Genomic DNA, 17700 nt, shown 5'->3' with positions numbered 1-17700 from the left:
CACGGAGCACCATCATGGCCATTCGGCTTGAGGAGACGCGCGGCTATCGCAACCGCAACCCCGGCAACATCGACTATGTGCCGGCGAACAAGTGGCAGGGGCAGATCGGCCTCGGCGATCTCTGGCTGCCGGCCGAGCGGCGCCGCTTTGCGCGCTTCGAAAGCCACGAATACGGCATCCGCGCCTTGGCGGCGCTGCTGACCACCTACCAGGATCGCCACGGCCTGCGCACCGTCCGCGGCATCATCAAACGCTGGGCCCCGCCCAAGGAGAACGACACCGGCGCCTATGTGCACGGCGTCGCCGAAGCGCTCGGCGTGGATCCTGACGCGACCATCGACCTCCAGCGCTACGAGACGATGCGGCCGATGGTCGAGGCGATCATCCACCACGAGCTCGGCGGCCAGCCCTACGCGGACGCGGTGATCGATGAGGGCCTGCGCCGCGCCGGCATCGTCCGGCCGGTGGCCACCGTGCTGGAGGCGGCCGCCACCGGCACCGGGCGCGGCGCCAGCTCCGTCGCCACAGCCGTCGCCGTGGCCGCGCCGGCGGCCTCGGTCATCTCCTCGCTGGGCGGGCTGCCGCAATGGACCGGCGTGGCGCTGATCGTGGCGGTGGCCGTCACCGCCCTGTCGGTGATCCTGACCCGCCGCCGCGACCGCGCCGAGGCGCTGGCGTGATCGGGATCCTCACCGGCTTCTGGGGCCGGATGCAGGGCTGGCTGACGATCGCCGCGGCGGTGCTGGCGGCGATCGGCAGCGCGTACCTGGCCGGCCGGCGCCAGGCGCGGCGCGATACGGCGCTGGACCAGGCGCAGGCGGCGCTCAACAGGCGGGAGGTTCGGGATGCGGTGGATCGTGATGTGGCTCGTGACCCTGCTGCTGCTGAGCGGCTGCGCCGGGACTGGCGCCGCGACTGACCCCTGCGGCCCCTGGCGGCCCATCCTGGTCAGCCGCAGCGACAGCCTGACCGACGCCACCGCCCGCGACATCCTAGCTCATAACCTGGCCGGACGCCGGCTTTGTGGGTGGTAGAGCGCTTTAGTATTCAATATTCGTCCCGATCCTCGCAAGGAATACAACTATTGGGGATCAGTTTTGATTGGCGTGCCCTCTATGGTTGTAATAGGGCGGGTGCCCATGAGATTCTCTCGCATCCCGTCAGTCCGAGTTCTGTTTCCTTTGCTGCCCTCGAAGATGCGGGCTGCCCTGGTAACCGGCGCGATTTGCCTCTTGCTAAGCGGCTTCGTGTCGACCTTGGTCGTTCTCGCGGAGCGTGATCGACTCATCGCAGATCATGGCAAGCGCCTGACCTCACTGGCGCAGGCTATGGCTGCGCGCTTGGACAATGGCCTTCAGGCTTGGTCACGAGATGTCTCCCTCATCGCGAACTTCGGTGCTTTTCGGCAGGAACCGCAGGACAGGGCGACACTCCGACGACTACTCAACGATCTGAAGACCCGTTCGCTGGAATTCTCCTGGATTGGCTTTGCCGACATGACCGGCACCATCATCGCCGCCACGGGCGGCGTGCTGGAGGGGCAGAATGCTTCTGCCCGACCCTGGTTTCAGGAGGGCCAGTATGGTGTCTTTTTGGGTGAGGTACGCCAAGCGGTGATGCTGGCCCGCGCATTACCCTCGTCAGAGGGCGGTGAATCAGCCAACTTTGTGGATGCCGCGGCGCCCGTCGTCGACCACCAGAGCCGCGCTTTGGGCGTGGTTGCCGGCTTCATGAACTGGAGGTGGGCCGAAGGCGTACGTCAGGAGATGATGCGCGGGTCCACTGAGCAGCCGGCACCCGACTTGTTCGTCTTGGGTAGCGGCGGGGTGGTGTTGCTGGGCCCCGATAGCGACCTTAATCCGACCCTCTTTGCAGAAGCCGGGGAACGAGGGCGCTCGAGGCAGTCGACCGGGCAGCTACAGGACGGTGACAGCATAGTCGGTTTTGCCCGCTCGCAGGGTATCGAAGGTCATCCGGGCCTTGGGTGGGTGGTGCTCGCGCGGCGCGACCGCGCCGAAGCACTTGGCCCCCTCTTGGCTCTGGCCCTTGGTCTCGCCCTTACCACGCTCGGGGTCGCGACTGCGGGCGGTGTGCTAGCGGGCAGGCTTGTTGGGCGCTTCAGCTCCGCGCTCCGCAGTCTCAACGAGGGTTCCGATGCTCATCCTGGCGCTGGCGAGATCGAGCGGGTCGCGGCGACTTTTCGCCGACTGCGAGACGCCGCGTTTCGAGACCGGCTGACAGGGCTGCTCAACCGAGCTGGGTTCGCCGAATGGCGCACCACCCATCCAGAGGCTGAGCGGGACTGCGCACTGCTCATGATGGATTTGGACGGCTTCAAGCCGATCAACGACCGTCTCGGCCATGCTGCCGGCGACGCCGTGCTGGTCGCCATCGGGCGCTGGCTGGAGGGTGAAGTGAGAAAGGGCGACTGTGCCGTTCGGCTGGGCGGAGACGAGTTCCTGATCTGCCTGCGCGGGCCGACAGAACAGGCTGAGATTGCGGCGACCGAGGTGACCGTCCGCTTCCAAGCGGCACTGGCTGCCGGGCTTCCCACGTCTATGGGCCCAATGTCTCTCGGCTGCAGCGTCGGCGCCGCCATCATCCCTCGGGACGCCGAGGACATCGATGCGGGCATCGAGTACGCCGACGCTGCATTGTACCGTGCAAAGCGCCGTCGAAGCTTGGCCGATAACGAAGAAAACCGCGGGCAGGGGCACGGAAGCCGTTAGATGGACAGCCAGCTGGCCGAGCCGATGGACGATCTCACCCCGTGGGCGGAGGCGGTCGATAAGGCATGCCAGCCGGGTAGCTATGCACCCCCACATGGCCCACCTTGCCGCAGCCCCCGCAGCGCAGGCGCTTGCAGATCTGCATGAGGGTTCGGCCGCGATGGCGCTCCACCAGGCTGCGCGCCGCGATTTCCTCCCCCAGATGGCCGCATTGCAGGCAGCAGGGCCTCAGCAACAACCCGTTCCGGGCCGCCTGGTCGACCGTCATGCGCTCGGCCCAGGCATAGCGGGTCGGCGTCAGGGTGGTGGAGACATCCAGCGCCCGCGGCCGCGCGCCACAGCTGCATCGCAGGCGAGAAACCAGCCGCCACAGAACCTCGTCCCGGTTCTGCCCGCCGAACAGGTCCCGCACCCGCACATTCTCCTGTCGGCCGCAGGCACACTTCAGGACGAGCGTCGCATCCTCGGCATGCCAAAGCGGCGAGGTGGGGGAGGGGCGGCCATCCAGCCGGTTGCTACCCATGCTCGGCGCTGTGCCACCTGGTCTTGGCTACGGCGCGACGGCGGGCGGCGGCAGCGCCACCACCACGCCGTGCGGCAGCGGCAGGGCGCGAAAGGCGGTCGCCACCTCAACCAGGTCGCCCCGCCCCCAGGGATCGGCGTCATAGGGCACCAAGCCCTGCCGGGTGAACAGCACCCGCGCCAGGCCCCGCGCCTCCGCCTCATCCCGGGCGCTGACCAGGCACTCCCCCAGATGCGAGGTCGCCATCCAGTCGGCATGCCACAGCATCTCTGGCCGCGGTCGCAGGCGAAACAGCCTCATGGCGCGTCTCGCTCCGCCATCTCGGCCGCCAGGATCATCATCGCCTCCCGCAGCACATAGGCCGGCAGCGCCGGCGACAGGATCTCGGCCGCCGTCGCCCGCGCCGCCCCCAGCGCCTGCTCGGGCGGCGCGCCGGCGGCCAGCGCGGCATCCCGGCTGGCGATCAGCCGAGGCCAGGCCGGGACCAACCAACCAGGGATCGCCGACCGATTCGGCTCCTTCATCCACCCTCTCCGTTCTCCGCTTTGATCGGGGAGGCGGGGTCAGGCAGCTGCCACTGCCCGAACCGCATGGCCGAGGACCATGCACGGATGAACCGCCCACCACCTCCGACTGGAGGCGGGGCACACTAGAACGAAAAGAGAACATGGAGTCGAGTCTTTTGCCCGCCCCCGCGGCCGTGCCGGTCGCGCCTTGGGTGGGAGGAAAACGTAACCTCGCCAAGCACATCATCCCCCGCCTGGAGGCGCTGCCGCACCTCACCTATGCGGAGCCCTTCATCGGCATGGGGGGCGTCTTTCTACGGCGACGCCGCCGGCCGCGCGCCGAGGTGATCAACGACATCAGCGGCGATGTGGTGACCCTGTTCCGGGTCCTTCAGCGCCATCCGGCCGCCCTCATGGACTGCCTGCGCTGGCAGCTGGCGAGCCGTCAGGACTTCGGCCGGCTGCGCGCCACCGACCCCACCACCCTAACCGACATCGAGCGTGCCGCCCGCTTCATCAGCCTTCAGCGCATGGCCTATGGCGGGCTGCTGGACGGGGTGTTTCGCGTGGCACCCGGGGCGCCCGGCAAGCTGAACCCCGCGAAGCTCGAGCCTCTGCTGCACGCCGCCCATGCGCGGCTGGCAGAGGTCACCATCGAGCAGCTGGCCTATGCCGACTTCATTCGGCGCTACGACCGCCCCGGCACGCTGTTCTACCTCGACCCGCCCTACTTCCGGTGCGAGACCTACTACGGCAACGGGATCTTCGCTCCATCGGACTTCGACCACCTGGCCGAGCTGCTGGCGGGGCTGCAAGGCCGCTTTCTCATGTCGATCAACGACGCCCCGGAGGTCCGGAAGATCTTTGGGCGCTTCAAGATCGAGGAGGTGGCCGTGCACTACCCGGTCGCCGGCGGCGCGCAGAAGCCACGCGTTCATGAGCTGCTGATCAGCGGCCGGCGCTGACCGTCCTTCATCTTGATGCTGAGCGCCGCCTCGTGGGTAACCCCCACGGGGCGGCTTTTTTCGTTTCGTTGAGCTGATTTTTCGCTGGCCGCCGACTTTCTGACAGTGCCCTGATTTCGTGCGATTTTTACCGGACTCTTAATCAGCGGGTCGTAGGTTCGAGCCCTACAGCGCCCACCAATATCAAGCAATTAGACCCCAAATTTCTCGTCGAGGCAGCCGATATCGGCCGCCTGGTGCTGTTCCACCACGATCCGTCGTGCGACGACGACGCGCTGGATGCCATGGGCGTCACGACGGACGCGGCCCGCGAGGGTTTGTTCCTCACGCTGTAGCCTGGGGCGGCGGCCGAGAAACACCACCTCCGGCGCCGGTGGCCTATAGCCCCGCGCTGTGCGGCCTGACTGTGTTGTAGCGCCGCTGCTCATCCCCTCGCAGGTCAGGCGCTGTGCAAACGCTCTTCCTGTTCCGGTCGATCCAGTGACACCAACTCGTTCGCCAGATCCTCGACGCTGATCGGCTTACGCATGATCCGCAGCAGCGGATCGGCAGCGGCGCGTTCGGAAAAAATGCGGTCGAGACCCTGCTCCACCTTGCCCGTCAGCAGAATGACGGGAAGCCTGTTCAGTGCCGAAGATGCGCGGGCTGCATCGATGAGGGCGAGGCCATCCATCCCCGGCATCTCATAGTCCGTCACAAGCACATCCGGCCGCTCACCGGCCGCCAGCAAAGCCAGCGCGCCAGCGCCACTGCTGGCCCGCACCACGGGAAAGCCCTGTTCGCCCAGGCTCTCGGCGAGGAAATCGCGTACCAGCGTGTCGTCTTCGACCAACAGGATGCGGCGCCGCGGCAGTGCCACATCGGGCAGGCATCGCGGCTGCTCGCCCCCTTCGGTTGGCGGGGCGGCGGGGAGCCTGATTGTGACCGCGGTGCCCATGCCGAGAGCACTTTCGATCATGAGCGCCCCGGCCGATTGCTCGACAAAGCCTCGTGCCATCGCCAGGCCGAGCCCTGTGCCCGATCCGACAACTTTGGTGGAGAAGAAGGGCTCACCGGCCCGCATGAGAACGTCCGGGGTCATTCCCTCTCCGGTGTCCAGCACGGTGAACTTCACGTAGCGGCCGCTTTCCAATCCCAATGCGCCCGCGCTCTCCGGCGACAGGTCTTCCTCGGTCACGCTGAGTGTCAGAATACCGCCTCCCGGCATCGCGTCGCGCGCATTCGTCGCCAGGTTGACCAGGACCGTCTCAAGCTGACCTGGGTCGGTGAGGAGCCTGGGCAGATCAGGATCGACGTCGATCCTGATCTCCATATGCGTGCCCAGGGTGTGCCAGAAGATCTCCCGCAATCCATGCACCAGGCTGGCGGGATCGACAGGTTCCAGATGCATCTCGCCCCGTCGTGCGAAGGAGAGAAGCCGTCGGGTGATTGAAGCGCCGCGCTGCGTCGCCTGCTCAACCATCTGCGCCAGATGCCGCACGGCATCAGGGCTGTCCGCACGGCGGCGCATCAGGCTGGCCCCGCTCTGCACCGCCTGCATGATGTTATTGAAATCATGCGCCACGCCGCCGGCGAGCTGTCCAAGGGCCCGCAGCCGCTGATCCTGCGCCAGCTTCATATGCGCCGCTTCTCGCGCCGCGATCTCAATGCGGACCCGCTCCTCGAGCGAGGTGTTCAACCGCTGCAATTCTTCCGCAAGACGCGCGCTGCGCTGCTGCTCCTCCGCCAACCGGGCCACGGCGGAGTTCATGCGGTGGATGACCAGGATGTCGACAAGAATGATCGCGACGAAGAAGATGAGGGCGATTTTATCGGACGTGGTGCCGAGCGCGAAGGAAGCATAGGGCTCGATGAAGAAGTACCAGGCAGCCAGGATGCTCAGCACCCCCGTCAGCAGGCCTGGGCCCAATCCAGCGAAATAGGTGGCCAGCAGCACCGCGGGGAAGAACGTCAGGAACGGAAATCCGAGCGGCGGCAGGATCGACACGAGGGCAAAGCGGCCCGCCAGGGCCGCTGCAAAAAGACCGATGCCGAGAAGATAGCCGCCTGCTGTGCCAGTGCCGGCGACGCGACGGGAACGCCACCAGGAACTGGATATCAGGGCCAATGCAGCCTCATTCGGGGAATGATTCCGCGCGGTCGCGCGAGGCGTTGTATTAAGGCCCCGGCCTGGCTGATTCAACACTTCGCGAACCTGGCGGCCACTACGGAGAGCTTTCAGCCCGTCCGTCAGGACTTTCCGCTGCGGAAGGACGGCGCGCCGGGGGGGCACCAATCTTCTTGACCGCCTCCTCAGTCGGACAGGTCCCGCGCACTCCGGCGCCGGTTTGGGGACGCCGATCGGTCAGCAGCGTCGGGACCGGCTCGCGCTGACGTCACAAATCTTCGGCGTGATGCAGCGTTGGGTCTTATCCGCGCCGCGCCGATGTCACGCCCTAGTCGTCATCCCCTGGTCAGCAGTTGCCGTCCCGGGTGGCCAAGTCGGGCTGACTCCGCAACCCGTTGCGGTCTGCCTCGTTCACGCTGAGACGATGCGCGTGCCGCGCATGGATCCAGGATTCGCGGGGACTTCGCCATGATCGCCATTCCATTCTGCGGCCCGCCGCCCCTGCCGGGCGGGGCCGTTTGGAATACGCATCCCATCCTGCTCGCGGGCCTGCTGTTCGGCGCCGCCGCCCTGGCCTGGACGGAACGGCGGCAGGGCAGGGCGGCGGGCTGGCCGATGGCGGGCTGGGCGATGCTGGCTTTGGCGCTGGTATCCCCCCTGTGCAGCCTCTCGGTGGCGCTGTTCAGCGTTCGGGTGACGCAGCATCTGGTGGTGGTGCTGGGCGCCGCACCGCTGCTGGCCATGGCGGCGGTGCGCCTGCGCAGCGTCGCTTTGTCCGGTGTCGCGCTGCCCACCGCCTGTTTCGCCGTGCTGCTGTGGCTGTGGCATGTGCCCGGCCCCTACGCTGCCACCTTCGCGGCGGATGGCGTGGCCTATTGGCTGATGCATGCGTCGCTGGCCTTCGCCGCCACATGGTTCTGGGCCGCGCTGCTGCGGCACGGCCCGGCACGTCCGCTGGCGGCCGTGATCGGCGCGTTGGCCACCGCCATCCAGATGGGCGCGCTGGGTGCGCTGCTGACCTTCGCGCCGCGGCCGCTCTACGCAGTTCATGCGCCGGATGTGACGCTGCCCTGGGGCTTCACACCTCTGGCCGACCAGCAGCTGGGCGGGTTGTTGATGTGGGTGCCGGGCGGGCTGATCTTCGTGCTGGTGCTCGGTCTGGGCCTGGCGCGGGCCTTGCGGCCGGGCGCCCTGCGCGCCTGAGGACTCTCAGGCGGCGGCGGCCAGTGCCGCCCGCTGGCGGGCCTCGATGGCATCACGCGCCGCCGCATCGCCTGTCCCTTCCAGCGCGGCGGCCGTGGCCAGGGTGATGTGCCGGCGCAGCGTGGCGCGGCGCTGCGGGGCAGTCTCCACCTGCGCCACCACCGCGAGCACCTCCAGCAGCCGGATCATCACCGCGGGCTGGGACGCGCCGGACTGGCGCAGCATGTGGAACATGGCGTCCACCAGCCCCTCATAATCGGAGGTTGGGTAGATGAGGCGCAGGCGTTCGTCGCGCCAGACGCGCCCTGTCGGCAGGCCACGCCCGGCGAGACCGCAGAGCGCGGCCCCCAGCCGGTCCAGCACCCCGATGGCGGTGAAGGGGTCGTTGATGCCGGAGGAAAGGGCGCGCAGCGCGATCTCCACGAGCTGGCGCACCGCATATTCCAAATCCTGTTCCACGCTGCGGCTGTCGCCGAGCACCAGGGCCTTGGCGAGAAGCTGCTGGGCCTCCCCCTGCAAGCCCTCGGGCCGGACGCATCCCACGACGCTGCCGGGGAAGACGAAGCCGCCTGGCCGGATATCCAGTTGCAGCAGCGCGTCGTGTTCCACCGCCCAGTCCACCAGGGTCGCGTCATCCAGCACCCGCAGATAGCCGGAGCCAGGCGCCCGCAAGGGCGCGGCATTCGCGGGGAGCGACAGCTCCGCCGGCTCCTCCGCCGGATTGTCGATCGTCACCGCCGCCAGCGCCGCTGTCAGTTCCTGCTGCACCTGGGCCACCACCGGATCGACACTGATCGAGCTGGCGACATGATGCAGGAACCAGATCAGCACCCCCACGCAGCCAAAGGCGAAAAGCAGCCCGACCGAGACGGCGAGCTGCGGCACGAAGGCGACGTCCTCCGATTCATGAATCGAGCGCAACGCCACCAGCGCATAGGCGAAGGTCGCGACCAGCGCGCCCAATGCGTATTGATTGCCGGCATCGCTGGTGAAGTTCCGCAGCAGTCGCGGCCCCATCTGATTGGAGGCGAGCGTCAGCGCCGCCACGGTGATGGAGAAGGTGGTGCCGGCGACGCCAATGGTCGCACTGGCAATGGTGCCGAGCACATCCCGCGCACCGCCGACACCGCCCGCATAGATCCAGTCATCCAGCATGTCGGGCAGGCCGATGACGCCATCCATCCGCACCAGGGTCTCGGCCAGCAGGATGGCGCCCAGCGTCATGGCCGCCGGGCGAACCCAGAAGGAGGCGCGCAGATCGGCCAGCATCTGCCGAAGCCGCGCGGCCTTCATGAACGATGATCCGGCGTATTCATGGGCGGCTACCTTCTGTCAGGTGCCGCAGAAGGTCTGCAACACCCGCTCCTCGGGCTGGGCCGGCAGTGCGAGGCGGGCGTAGTCCGGCTGGTCTTCGTAGGGGTGGGCAAGCACCGTCACCAGAGTCTCGAAGGGCCCAAAGTCGTCGCGGGAGACGGCGGCGGCGATCGCCTCCTCCACCAGATGGTTGCGCGGGATGAAGGCGGGATTCGCCGCGCGCATCGCCGCGGCTTCCAGCGCCCCGCGCGCGCGCCGGGCGGACCAGGCCTCGGCCCAGGCATCAAAGCCTGTGGGGTCGGGAAAGTGCAGCCGCGCGGCGTCCGGCCCCTCCGCCAGGGCACGGAAGGTCAGGGTGAAATCCGCCTCCGCCTCCGCCATGCGGGTCAGCAGGTCCTGGATCAGCGCCGCATCGCCCTCCTCGGCCCCGGCGAGGCCGGTCTTGGCCCGGAAGATATCGAGCCAGGCGGCCTGGAAGGCCTGGCCATAGTCCGTCAGCACGGCGGTTGCCGCCTGCACCGCCGCTTCCTCCTCCTCCGCCAACAGGGGCAGCAGCGCTTCCGCCAGCCGGGCCAGGTTCCATTGCGCGATGCGCGGCTGGTTGGCATAGGCATAGCGCCCGGCATGGTCGATGGCGCTGAAAACCGCCGCCGGGTCATAGGTCTCCATGAAGGCGCAGGGGCCGTAGTCGATGGTCTCGCCGGAGACCGTCATGTTGTCGGTGTTCATCACGCCATGGATGAAGCCGAGGCCCATCCACTGCGCCACCAAACGCGCCTGCCGCCCAGCGACGCCGCGCAGGAAGGCCAGTGCCGGGCGGGGGGCGTCCGCCGCCGCCGGATCATGCCGGGCGATGGCGTGGTCCAGCAGGATCTGCACCGCCTCCACATCGCCACGCGCGGCGAAGAACTGGAAGGTGCCGACGCGGATATGGCTGGCGGCGATGCGGGTCAGCACCGCGCCGGGCAGCGGCACCTCCCGCATCACATCCTCGCCCGTGGTCACGGCGGCCAGCGCCCGGGTGGTGGGCACGCCGAGCGCCGCCATGGCCTCGCTCACGATGTATTCGCGCAGCACAGGGCCGAGCGCCGCCCGCCCATCCCCGCCGCGCGAAAAGGGGGTGCGGCCAGCGCCCTTCAACTGGATGTCGCGCCGCTGCCCGTCGCGCCGCAGCACCTCGCCCAGCAGGATCGCGCGGCCGTCGCCAAGCTGGGGGGTAAAATGGCCGAACTGGTGCCCGGCATAGGCCTGGGCAATGGGCTCCGCCCCGTCAGGCACGCTGTTGCCCGCCAGCACATCGGCGGTCAGCAGCGCCGGGTCCAGGCCGAGCTGTTCTGCCAAGGCATGGTTCAGGCGGATCAGCCGCGGTGCCGCGACCGGCACGGGCCTATGCCGGGCATAAAAGCGGTCCGGCAGGCGGGCGTAGGAATTGTCGAAGGGGATCATGCGGCGCCTCCTGCCCCGTCCCCAACGGATGACGGGGTCGGGTGAGGGGCCTTCGTGGTGCGGAAGTCGCGGGGCGCCGTGAAGCGGCGCCCCGCCGCGCGTCACACCTCGAGGAAGCTGCGCAGCGCGCGGCCCTGGGAGGATTGGCGCAGCTTGCCGAGCGCCTTCGCCTCGATCTGGCGGATGCGCTCGCGGGTCACGCCAAAAGTGCGGCCGACTTCTTCCAGCGTGTGCTCGCTGTTCATGCCGATGCCGAATCGCATCCGCAGGATGCGTTCCTCACGCGGCGTCAGATCGCCCAGCACCTTGCCCGCGGCGTCGCGCAGACCCGCGCGGGCGGCGGCGTCGAAGGGAAGGATGGCGTCGCGGTCCTCGATCAGGTCGCCGAGCTTGGCATCGCCCTCCTCACCGATCGGGGCCTCCAGGCTCACCGGCTCCTTCGCCAGGCCCTGCACCGTGCGCACCTTCTCCAGCGGCATGCCGAGGCGGTTCGCCAGTTCTTCCGGCGTCGGCTCCCGACCCGTCTGCTGGGCCAGGCGGCGGCCGGTGCGGACGACCTTGCCCACCGTCTCCGTCATATGCACCGGCACGCGGATGGTGCGGGACTGATCGGCGATGGCGCGGGTGACCGACTGGCGAATCCACCAGGTGGCGTAGGTGGCGAACTTGAAGCCGCGGCGCCAGTCGAACTTCTCGACCGCGCGCATCAGCCCCAGGCTGCCTTCCTGGATCAGGTCGCCCAGCATCAGGCCGCGATTGCGGTATTTGCGGGCGATATAGACGACCAGCCGCAGATTGGCCCGCGTCAGCTCTTCCCGCGCCCGGCGCATGTCGCGCTCGGCGCTGGCAGCCTCGGCATGCAGGCGGCGAAGCTGCGGCGCGGTCAGGCCGCAGGCCGTCTCGATCCGCTCCAGCTCGGCGCGCACCTCGACCATACCGGCCTTCATGTCGCGCTGGGCGGCACCCTTGGCGACGGCCTCCAGCCGCTCCGTGGCACCGGTGGCGGCGCCGTTCCACAGCTTGAGGAAGTCACCACGGCTGATGCGCGCGGCCTCGGCCAGGCGCAGCGCGCGGCCGTCCAGCATCATCAGGGCGCGGTTGGCATCGCGCAGCCGCTCGATCAGCTCCTCGATCCGCGCCGGGCGCAGGCGCAGGCCGGTGACCAGTTCCACCGCCGTCTGGCGCGCTTCCGCGGCCTTCGGCCCGGCGGCGCGCAGCGTGGCGAGGCCTTCCAGCGCCGTCTCGATGGCGGCAATGGCCTCCGGCTTCAGCCGGGCGTCGATGGTCGCGTGCGGCAGTTCGGCGCCGGGCTCTTCGCCCTCCACCGCCGGCTCCAGCAGCGTCTCCTCCGGCAGATTGGCGGCGGCGGTCGCCTCCAGCTCGATCACGTCACGCAGCGGCATGCGGCCGGCGGCGATGGCGTCGCGCCAGGCGGTCAGGGCAGCGGCGGTGGTCGGGCTTTCGCACAGCGCGGCCAGCATGGCATCGCGCCCGGCCTCGATCCGCTGGGCGATGGCGATCTCCGCCTCCCGCGTCAGCGGCTCGGCCACGCCCATTTCGCGCAGGAACAGCGCCACCGGGTCGTCCGACCGGCTGGCGGCGGCGGCCGCAGCGGCCGAGATATTGCGCCCGGCGGGCTGGCCGTCCGAGGCCTCGTTCGAATCATCGGCGGCCAGGGAGGGGCTCAGCGCCTCCTCGTCATCGGGGCTGTCGCGGCGGGAATCGTCACCCGTGGCATTGCCCAGGCCGAATTCTTCCAGCAAAGAGCCGGCTGCGTCGTCGATCTCGTCCATCGGCAACGGATCGGCGACGAGTTCCGTGTCGAAGGCGTCATGATCCGCCAGGCCCGGGCCGGCGGCGTGGTCGAAGGGCAGGGCGTCGGCCCCGGCCATGTCGTCCCGATCGGTCGCCTTGCGTGCGAACATGCCGTCCATCTGTCGATTCGCTCCTCTTCGCCCCGCCACCGCGGTCGAAGGTCCGTTGGTCATCAAGCCATACCCAAATGGCGCCCCACCACCGATGACACCTTCCCTTCCGCGCGGGTTCGCCGGCGGGCGGGGAGGGCAAGGAAAGGGGGACGCGCCGCCATGACGGCGAGTGGGCCATATGGGAGTTCGGGCCCGCACGAACACCCCTTATCGGATGAAACCCTGACTTTGTCCCGGCTTTTCTGCATAGCTCGATCCCATCTGGCCGGTTGCTGTTGCCGCGGACGGTGGCGGGCAACCGGCGTCAGGGTGGGACTCGGCCCGTATTCGGGGCAGCATCAGGGACGGGATATGTGAATATATCCTTAAAATTGCGCCCTATAGTCTTGGCGGGCAGCTATTTTACCGCCTCGATGTGGCGCTGCGGGGCGCGTGCCACATTGTCCTTCTTCGCAGGGGCTTGACCGGGCGCCGCCCGGACGCCATACGCCGGCCATCCCAGACCTGTCCCGTTCGTCTAGAGGCCTAGGACACGGCCCTTTCAAGGCTGTAACACGGGTTCGAATCCCGTACGGGGCACCATCTCCACCCAACAAAGCTTCCGCGACGAAGCCCGGCGCTTCTGTCTGCGGCTCGGTGAAGCTTGGCGGCACCTAGTCCCGCATGAAGCTTTCGGGCGGAGTCCAAGTGCCCGGGACGTGGCGATTCGCCCAGCGGCACATCTCGCGCAGCATTGGCTGGAGCGCGCGCCCCATATCGGTCAGGCGATAGGCATGGCGCACGGGTCGCTCCTGGTAGGGCGATCGTTCGACCAGGCCTGCCGCTTCCATCTTCTCCAGCCGGTCAGCGAGAATGTTGGTGGTGATCCGCTCCGGCGAGGTCAGGAACTGGGAGTAGCGCGACTTGCCGTTGATGAGGTCGCGCAAGATGACGAGCGTCCAGCGGTCGCCGACGATGTCGAGGGTGGTGGCGATCGGACAAGGCGAGCGGTGCGTCGTCATATAGTCCCTTGTAACTTGCAATTCTAGAGTTACCATCGGCCCCACCCATGATCGGATCAAGGGGACCAGCGATGACCAAAGCTCCGGAGGGTGGCTGCCTGTGCGGCGCCGTGCGGTACAGGGTGACAGCCCAGCCGCTGATGGTCGGGAATTGCTACTGCGTGGATTGCCGCAAAAGCAGCGGCACCACCCATTGCACCCATGCGCTGGTGCCTGACGCGGCCTTCTCCGCCACCGGGGTGATCAAACTGCACGACCGGCCCGCGGATAGCGGCGCCATCGTCAGCCGCGGCTTCTGCCCGGAATGCGGCTCCGCCATCTTCTCGCGCAATTCGGCGATGCCCGGCATGACCTTCATTCGTGTGTCCAGCCTCGATGACCTGGACGCGGTCGAGCCGCAAATGACCGTCTATGCCAGCCGCGCCCCTGCCTGGGCGCCGCTCGACAGGAGCAAGCCGGTCTTCGATGAAATGCCCCAGGGCGGTCCTCAGGCGGTCGTGGCGGGGCTTTGAGGAATGGCCTTTGACAAGGACCTGACGCTGCGCATGCGCGCCGCCCTTGGCGAAGGGCCGGCGATTTCGGAAAAGCCGATGATGGGTGGCGTCTGCTTCTTCCTGGGCGGCCATATGGTTTGTGGCGCCGACCGTTCGAAGAAAGGCGAGCGCCGCTTCATGTTCCGCGTCGGCAAGGGCAATGAGGCGGCCGCCGCCCTGCCCCAGGGCACTCCGATGGTCCTCGGCGACCGGCCGATGCCAGGCTTCTATTTCGTCGACGGAGAGAGCTGCGACGACGAACTGCTCCGGAGCTGGCGCGATCTCGCCTTGGCTCATGCGAGGAGTCTGCCGCCCAAATGACGCTCTTGACCCAGGAGACGATGGCGTTCCTCGACGGATGGATCGACGGGCGCGCGCGAAACCGCCTTTTCGGGCGCCGGCCCATCGAATTGCCCCCTCGCACTGCTCAACTTGCGCGAGCTGTTCCGGGTCTTGCGGACCTGTAGGCCTTTCCCAGCCGCCGCAAGCTATTCCGGCTTCAGCCCCGCGATCTCAATGGCGCGCCGGGCCTTGGCGACCTCGCCCTGCAGGAAGCGCGCCAAGTGGTCCGTGGTCAGTTCCTCCGGCGTGGGCGGGTTGACGCTGAAGGAGAGCAGGCGGGCGCGGATGTCCGGGTCGTTGGCCGCCTCGCCAATCAGCGTCTGAAGCCGGCCGATCACCGGCGCCGGCGTGCCCGTGGGAGCGAAGAGACCAACAAAGGACGCCGCCAGGAAGTCGCGATAGCCAGCCTCGATGAAGGTCGGCACCTCCGGCGTCTGCGGCGAGCGCTGGGGCGCGGCCACGCCCAGGATGCGGCCGCGCCCGTCGCGATGCAGGTCGAGCACGCTGGACAGTTCGATCAGGATGCCATCGACGTTGCCGGCCACGAAGTCGGGCAGGGTGGCGCCGCCGCCGCGATAGGGCACATGCACCAGGTTCGCGCCGGTTTCCGCCTTGAACAGCTCCAGCGGCAGGTGGTTGGCCCCGCCGATGCCGGAGGTGCCGATGGTGACGCCATTCCGTTGTGCCTTCGAATAGGCCACCAGCTCCGGCAAGGTCCGCACGGGCAGGGAGGGCTGCACGATGATCACCATCGGCACCTGGCCGAACATGGCGACGAAGGTCAGCTCGGAGATCGGATCGAAGCGCTTGTTCGCCATCAGCAGCGGGCTGTTGACGATGGAACCCGGGCTGCCGATCAGCAGGTTGTAGCCGTCCGGCCGGGCGCGGATCACGGCCTCCGTCCCGATGGCACCGGCCGCGCCGCTGCGGTTCTCCACCACGATGGGCTGGCCCAGCTTAGGGGAGATATGCGCGCCATAGAGGCGTGCCAGCACGTCGGTGTTGCCGCCGGCCGCGAAGGGCACCACGAAGCGGATCGGCCGATCCGGCCAATTGCCCTGAGCGGTAGCGCCGCGCGCGGCCAGAGTCGCGGCGGTGGCGCCCAGCAGCAGGCGCCGCCCGATGGTCGGGGTCATTGTCGTATCCTCCTTATCCGCTCCGCGGCGGACCGATCCGCTCTGCGGCGGATTGCGCGAAACATCAGACCCAGTAGGGCGGGTAGCCGGAATTCTTCTGCTCGGCTTCCAGGCGCCGCAGCATGGCGTGCCATTCCAGCACGCCATAGGGGCGGCGTGCGCCGGGCTGGTACAGATGCGCGGTCTTGGCGAGCGTCGCCTCATCCGGCACCAGCAGATCGGTGCGGGAATTCATCGCATCCACCTGGGCGCGGCAGGACATTTCCAGCTGGTACATGGTGTTGAAGGCCTGCTGCAGCGTGGCGCCGCAGGTCAGCAGCCCGTGGTTGCGGAAGATCAGCGCGTCATGCGGGCCGAGATCGGCGACGATGCGCTCCCGCTCCGACAGATCGACGGCGGGGCCTTCATAATCGTGGTAGCCGAGATGGCCGACGAAGCGGATGGAGGTCTGGCTAAGCGGCAGCAGCCCGCATTTCATCGCCGCCACGGCCATGCCGGCGCGGGTGTGCGTGTGCAGCACCGCGGCGACATCCGGCCGCGCCTTATGGATCGCGCCGTGGATCACGTAGCCGGATTTGTTGATGACGTAGTCGGTATCCGGCTTCCAGATGACATTGCCCTCGACGTCGATCTTCACGAGCGAGGTCGCGGTGATCTCCTTGTACAGCAGCCCGTAGAGGTTGATCAGCAGATGGTCCGTACCAGGGATGCGCAGTGTGATGTGATTGTAGATCAGATCCGTCATGCCATAGACGTCGACCAGCCTGTAGCAGGCTGCCAGGTCGCAGCGTGCCTGCCATTCGGTGGCGCTCACCTGATCGCGGATCGAGGGCCAGTTGGTGTCGTAGCGCGGAGCGGCGATATCCATGGCGCGGGTTTCCTCACGGTTGATTGGGCCGGATGCTCCTCCAACGGGCTGCCGGCGTCCAATAGGAAGCTTTGGGCGGGGTATTGATCGCATCAATGCCCAGCCGGCAGCAGACCCTCGCTGCGCAGCACGTTGCGCAGATGCCCGACGAAGCGCGCGAGCACCGTGGAATCGGGCGTGCCGCGTGGCCGGATCAGCACCGTTTCGAAGGCCACGGGCGGGTCCAGCGGGCGTGCCACCAGCCCCGGAAAATCCAGACTGCGCAGCATCAGCGGCTCCACCAGCGCGATGCCCGCACCGTGTTGGGCCAGCATGATGCCGGTGAGGGATACGGTGACCTGCGCCACGATGCGCGGCGCGATGCCGGCCTCGGCCAGGGCGCGGTCGACATGGAAGCGGAACAGGTTCTGCGGCAAGTAGGTGACGATGGGATGCTCGGCCAGCGCCGCCACCGGAATCCGCTCCAGCCGCGCCAGAGGGTGCTCGGCCGGCAGCACGGCGGCGAGCGAGCTGTGCAGCAGCAATTCGGTGTCCACCTCCGTGCTGCCCACCGGCTCATGCACCACGCCCAACTCCACCTCCCGGCTCGCCACGCGGTCCACCACCTGGGGCGAGGTCAGGGATTGCAGCGCCACCCGCATGCCCGGCCGGCCGGTGAGGAAGCTCGCTACCGCCCGGGCCAGGTAGCCATTGGCGATCGGGAAGGCGGCGGCGACGGAGAGCGTGCCGAGCCTGCCGCCCGCCAGGTCCTGCGTCAGCCGCTGCACCGCGGCCAGGCGGCTGAACACCGCATCGATATCCGGCAGCAGCGCCTGCGCCTCCGGCGTCGGTTGCAGGCGGCCGCCGATGCGGTTGAACAGGCGGAAGCGCAGCTGCGCCTCCAGATGCTTCAGCACCGTGCTGACGGAAGGCTGGGTGACGTTCAGCAGCCGCGCCGCGCCGGTGACGGTGCCGGTGCGCATGATGGCGTGGAACACCTCGAACTGGCGCAGATTCATGGCGGTGGCGAAGGCTCTCCCTTGCCGCAGGCTAGGCCATAAAGCGGATTGATGGAAACCATCGCAATCCCCATCTGGACGGCGCGGCGCGGGGCGGCGAG

At 68.1% G+C, this 17700-nt stretch carries 19 protein-coding genes and 1 tRNA gene; 8 read left to right on the top strand and 12 right to left on the bottom strand.

The genetic code is table 11. From position 1 onward, the window contains the following. Positions 1–14 precede the first annotated feature (14 nt). From ACVFYP_RS19630 to ACVFYP_RS19620, 3 genes are all read left to right on the top strand, one after another. Positions 15–680 carry a structural protein gene (locus ACVFYP_RS19630; protein ID WP_499201892.1) on the top strand — a complete coding sequence of 222 codons (666 nt, stop codon included), beginning with the start codon at positions 15–17 and terminating at the stop codon, positions 678–680. Next, positions 677–919 (top strand): hypothetical protein, encoded by a 243-nt coding sequence (locus ACVFYP_RS19625; protein ID WP_499201891.1) that lies wholly within the window; start codon positions 677–679, stop codon positions 917–919. The genes ACVFYP_RS19630 and ACVFYP_RS19625 overlap by 4 nt, the downstream gene beginning before the upstream one ends. Before the next feature lie 220 nt (positions 920–1139). Then, on the top strand, positions 1140–2729 hold the full coding sequence (locus ACVFYP_RS19620) for a diguanylate cyclase domain-containing protein (RefSeq protein WP_499201890.1): 1590 nt from the start codon (positions 1140–1142) through the stop codon (positions 2727–2729). A 34-nt stretch (positions 2730–2763) separates the two neighbouring features. Here ACVFYP_RS19620 and ACVFYP_RS19615 read toward each other — a convergent pair whose 3' ends face one another. From ACVFYP_RS19615 to ACVFYP_RS19605, 3 genes are read right to left on the bottom strand one after another with little or no spacing between them, the layout of a single operon-like run. Next, positions 2764–3252, bottom strand: a complete 489-nt coding sequence (locus tag ACVFYP_RS19615) for a hypothetical protein (protein WP_499201889.1) — start codon at positions 3250–3252, stop codon at positions 2764–2766. A gap of 27 nt (positions 3253–3279) precedes the next feature. After that, positions 3280–3552, bottom strand: coding sequence for a hypothetical protein (locus ACVFYP_RS19610; RefSeq protein ID WP_499201888.1), 273 nt, complete (start codon positions 3550–3552; stop codon positions 3280–3282). Further along, complete coding sequence (locus ACVFYP_RS19605; RefSeq protein ID WP_499201887.1) at positions 3549–3776, bottom strand: hypothetical protein; 228 nt, start codon at positions 3774–3776, stop codon at positions 3549–3551. The genes ACVFYP_RS19610 and ACVFYP_RS19605 overlap by 4 nt, the downstream gene beginning before the upstream one ends. Positions 3777–3919: 143 nt before the next feature. On the opposite strand from ACVFYP_RS19605, the gene ACVFYP_RS19600 reads away from it, so the two are divergent. Beyond that, complete coding sequence (locus tag ACVFYP_RS19600; protein ID WP_499201886.1) at positions 3920–4723, top strand: DNA adenine methylase; 804 nt, start codon at positions 3920–3922, stop codon at positions 4721–4723. A gap of 191 nt (positions 4724–4914) precedes the next feature. Here ACVFYP_RS19600 and ACVFYP_RS19595 read toward each other — a convergent pair whose 3' ends face one another. Together ACVFYP_RS19595 and ACVFYP_RS19590 are read right to left on the bottom strand one after the other, a co-directional pair. Continuing rightward, the gene (locus tag ACVFYP_RS19595; protein ID WP_499201885.1) at positions 4915–5085 is read right to left on the bottom strand and encodes a hypothetical protein; all 171 of its coding nucleotides are present in this window, start codon (positions 5083–5085) and stop codon (positions 4915–4917) included. Between the two features lie 77 nt (positions 5086–5162). Then, positions 5163–6830, bottom strand: coding sequence for a hybrid sensor histidine kinase/response regulator (locus tag ACVFYP_RS19590; RefSeq protein WP_499201884.1), 1668 nt, complete (start codon positions 6828–6830; stop codon positions 5163–5165). A 468-nt stretch (positions 6831–7298) separates the two neighbouring features. Here ACVFYP_RS19590 and ACVFYP_RS19585 point away from each other — a divergent pair, with 468 nt between their 5' ends. After that, positions 7299–8033 carry a cytochrome c oxidase assembly protein gene (locus ACVFYP_RS19585; RefSeq protein WP_499201883.1) on the top strand — a complete coding sequence of 245 codons (735 nt, stop codon included), beginning with the start codon at positions 7299–7301 and terminating at the stop codon, positions 8031–8033. Between the two features lie 6 nt (positions 8034–8039). On the opposite strand, the gene ACVFYP_RS19580 is transcribed toward ACVFYP_RS19585, so the two are convergent. The 3 genes from ACVFYP_RS19580 to rpoD all read right to left on the bottom strand — a co-directional run bounded on the left by ACVFYP_RS19580 (position 8040) and on the right by rpoD (position 12727). Beyond that, on the bottom strand, positions 8040–9326 hold the full coding sequence (locus tag ACVFYP_RS19580; protein WP_499201882.1) for a DUF2254 domain-containing protein: 1287 nt from the start codon (positions 9324–9326) through the stop codon (positions 8040–8042). 39 nt (positions 9327–9365) lie between these two features. Continuing rightward, entirely contained in the window at positions 9366–10793 is a 1428-nt protein-coding gene (locus ACVFYP_RS19575; protein ID WP_499201881.1) for a protein adenylyltransferase SelO, read from the bottom strand. A gap of 101 nt (positions 10794–10894) precedes the next feature. Beyond that, a complete protein-coding gene (rpoD, locus tag ACVFYP_RS19570; RefSeq protein WP_499201880.1) occupies positions 10895–12727 on the bottom strand; it encodes an RNA polymerase sigma factor RpoD in 1833 nt (610 codons plus the stop codon). A 500-nt stretch (positions 12728–13227) separates the two neighbouring features. Between rpoD and ACVFYP_RS19565 the strand changes: the two genes are divergently transcribed. Then, a tRNA-Glu gene (locus tag ACVFYP_RS19565) sits at positions 13228–13303 on the top strand. A 71-nt stretch (positions 13304–13374) separates the two neighbouring features. On the opposite strand, the gene ACVFYP_RS19560 is transcribed toward ACVFYP_RS19565, so the two are convergent. Next, on the bottom strand, positions 13375–13722 hold the full coding sequence (locus tag ACVFYP_RS19560; RefSeq protein WP_499201879.1) for a winged helix-turn-helix transcriptional regulator: 348 nt from the start codon (positions 13720–13722) through the stop codon (positions 13375–13377). A gap of 71 nt (positions 13723–13793) precedes the next feature. On the opposite strand from ACVFYP_RS19560, the gene ACVFYP_RS19555 reads away from it, so the two are divergent. Then, on the top strand, positions 13794–14234 hold the full coding sequence (locus ACVFYP_RS19555; RefSeq protein WP_499201878.1) for a GFA family protein: 441 nt from the start codon (positions 13794–13796) through the stop codon (positions 14232–14234). 3 nt (positions 14235–14237) lie between these two features. Further along, on the top strand, positions 14238–14576 hold the full coding sequence (locus ACVFYP_RS19550) for a TfoX/Sxy family protein (RefSeq protein ID WP_499201877.1): 339 nt from the start codon (positions 14238–14240) through the stop codon (positions 14574–14576). 167 nt (positions 14577–14743) lie between these two features. Here the strand turns inward: ACVFYP_RS19550 and ACVFYP_RS19545 are convergent, their stop codons facing one another. From ACVFYP_RS19545 to ACVFYP_RS19535, 3 genes are all read right to left on the bottom strand, one after another. Beyond that, positions 14744–15733, bottom strand: coding sequence for a Bug family tripartite tricarboxylate transporter substrate binding protein (locus ACVFYP_RS19545; RefSeq protein WP_499201876.1), 990 nt, complete (start codon positions 15731–15733; stop codon positions 14744–14746). Between the two features lie 64 nt (positions 15734–15797). After that, a complete protein-coding gene (locus tag ACVFYP_RS19540; RefSeq protein ID WP_499201875.1) occupies positions 15798–16601 on the bottom strand; it encodes a class II aldolase/adducin family protein in 804 nt (267 codons plus the stop codon). 92 nt (positions 16602–16693) lie between these two features. After that, positions 16694–17599: a LysR family transcriptional regulator gene (locus ACVFYP_RS19535; RefSeq protein WP_499201874.1), complete on the bottom strand. Its 906-nt coding sequence runs from the start codon at positions 17597–17599 to the stop codon at positions 16694–16696. Positions 17600–17700: the final 101 nt, after the last annotated feature.

This window comes from Roseomonas sp. F4, assembly GCF_053891155.1.
Note: the sequence above shows the minus strand (reverse complement) of the source record. Positions and strands in the feature narration are given on the sequence as shown.

Bases quoted from the DNA above. Each gene is read 5' to 3' on its own strand.
- ACVFYP_RS19630 (WP_499201892.1), top strand. From the start codon at position 15: ATGGCCATTCGGCTTGAGGAGACGCGCGGCTATCGCAACCGCAACCCC.
- ACVFYP_RS19620 (WP_499201890.1), top strand. From the start codon at position 1,140: ATGAGATTCTCTCGCATCCCGTCAGTCCGAGTTCTGTTTCCTTTGCTG.
- ACVFYP_RS19615 (WP_499201889.1), bottom strand. From the start codon at position 3,252: ATGGGTAGCAACCGGCTGGATGGCCGCCCCTCCCCCACCTCGCCGCTT.
- ACVFYP_RS19610 (WP_499201888.1), bottom strand. From the start codon at position 3,552: ATGAGGCTGTTTCGCCTGCGACCGCGGCCAGAGATGCTGTGGCATGCC.
- ACVFYP_RS19605 (WP_499201887.1), bottom strand. From the start codon at position 3,776: ATGAAGGAGCCGAATCGGTCGGCGATCCCTGGTTGGTTGGTCCCGGCC.
- ACVFYP_RS19600 (WP_499201886.1), top strand. From the start codon at position 3,920: ATGGAGTCGAGTCTTTTGCCCGCCCCCGCGGCCGTGCCGGTCGCGCCT.
- ACVFYP_RS19585 (WP_499201883.1), top strand. From the start codon at position 7,299: ATGATCGCCATTCCATTCTGCGGCCCGCCGCCCCTGCCGGGCGGGGCC.
- ACVFYP_RS19580 (WP_499201882.1), bottom strand. From the start codon at position 9,326: ATGAAGGCCGCGCGGCTTCGGCAGATGCTGGCCGATCTGCGCGCCTCC.
- ACVFYP_RS19575 (WP_499201881.1), bottom strand. From the start codon at position 10,793: ATGATCCCCTTCGACAATTCCTACGCCCGCCTGCCGGACCGCTTTTAT.
- rpoD (WP_499201880.1), bottom strand. From the start codon at position 12,727: ATGGACGGCATGTTCGCACGCAAGGCGACCGATCGGGACGACATGGCC.
- ACVFYP_RS19560 (WP_499201879.1), bottom strand. From the start codon at position 13,722: ATGACGACGCACCGCTCGCCTTGTCCGATCGCCACCACCCTCGACATC.
- ACVFYP_RS19555 (WP_499201878.1), top strand. From the start codon at position 13,794: ATGACCAAAGCTCCGGAGGGTGGCTGCCTGTGCGGCGCCGTGCGGTAC.
- ACVFYP_RS19550 (WP_499201877.1), top strand. From the start codon at position 14,238: ATGGCCTTTGACAAGGACCTGACGCTGCGCATGCGCGCCGCCCTTGGC.
- ACVFYP_RS19545 (WP_499201876.1), bottom strand. From the start codon at position 15,733: ATGACCCCGACCATCGGGCGGCGCCTGCTGCTGGGCGCCACCGCCGCG.
- ACVFYP_RS19540 (WP_499201875.1), bottom strand. From the start codon at position 16,601: ATGGATATCGCCGCTCCGCGCTACGACACCAACTGGCCCTCGATCCGC.
- ACVFYP_RS19535 (WP_499201874.1), bottom strand. From the start codon at position 17,599: ATGAATCTGCGCCAGTTCGAGGTGTTCCACGCCATCATGCGCACCGGC.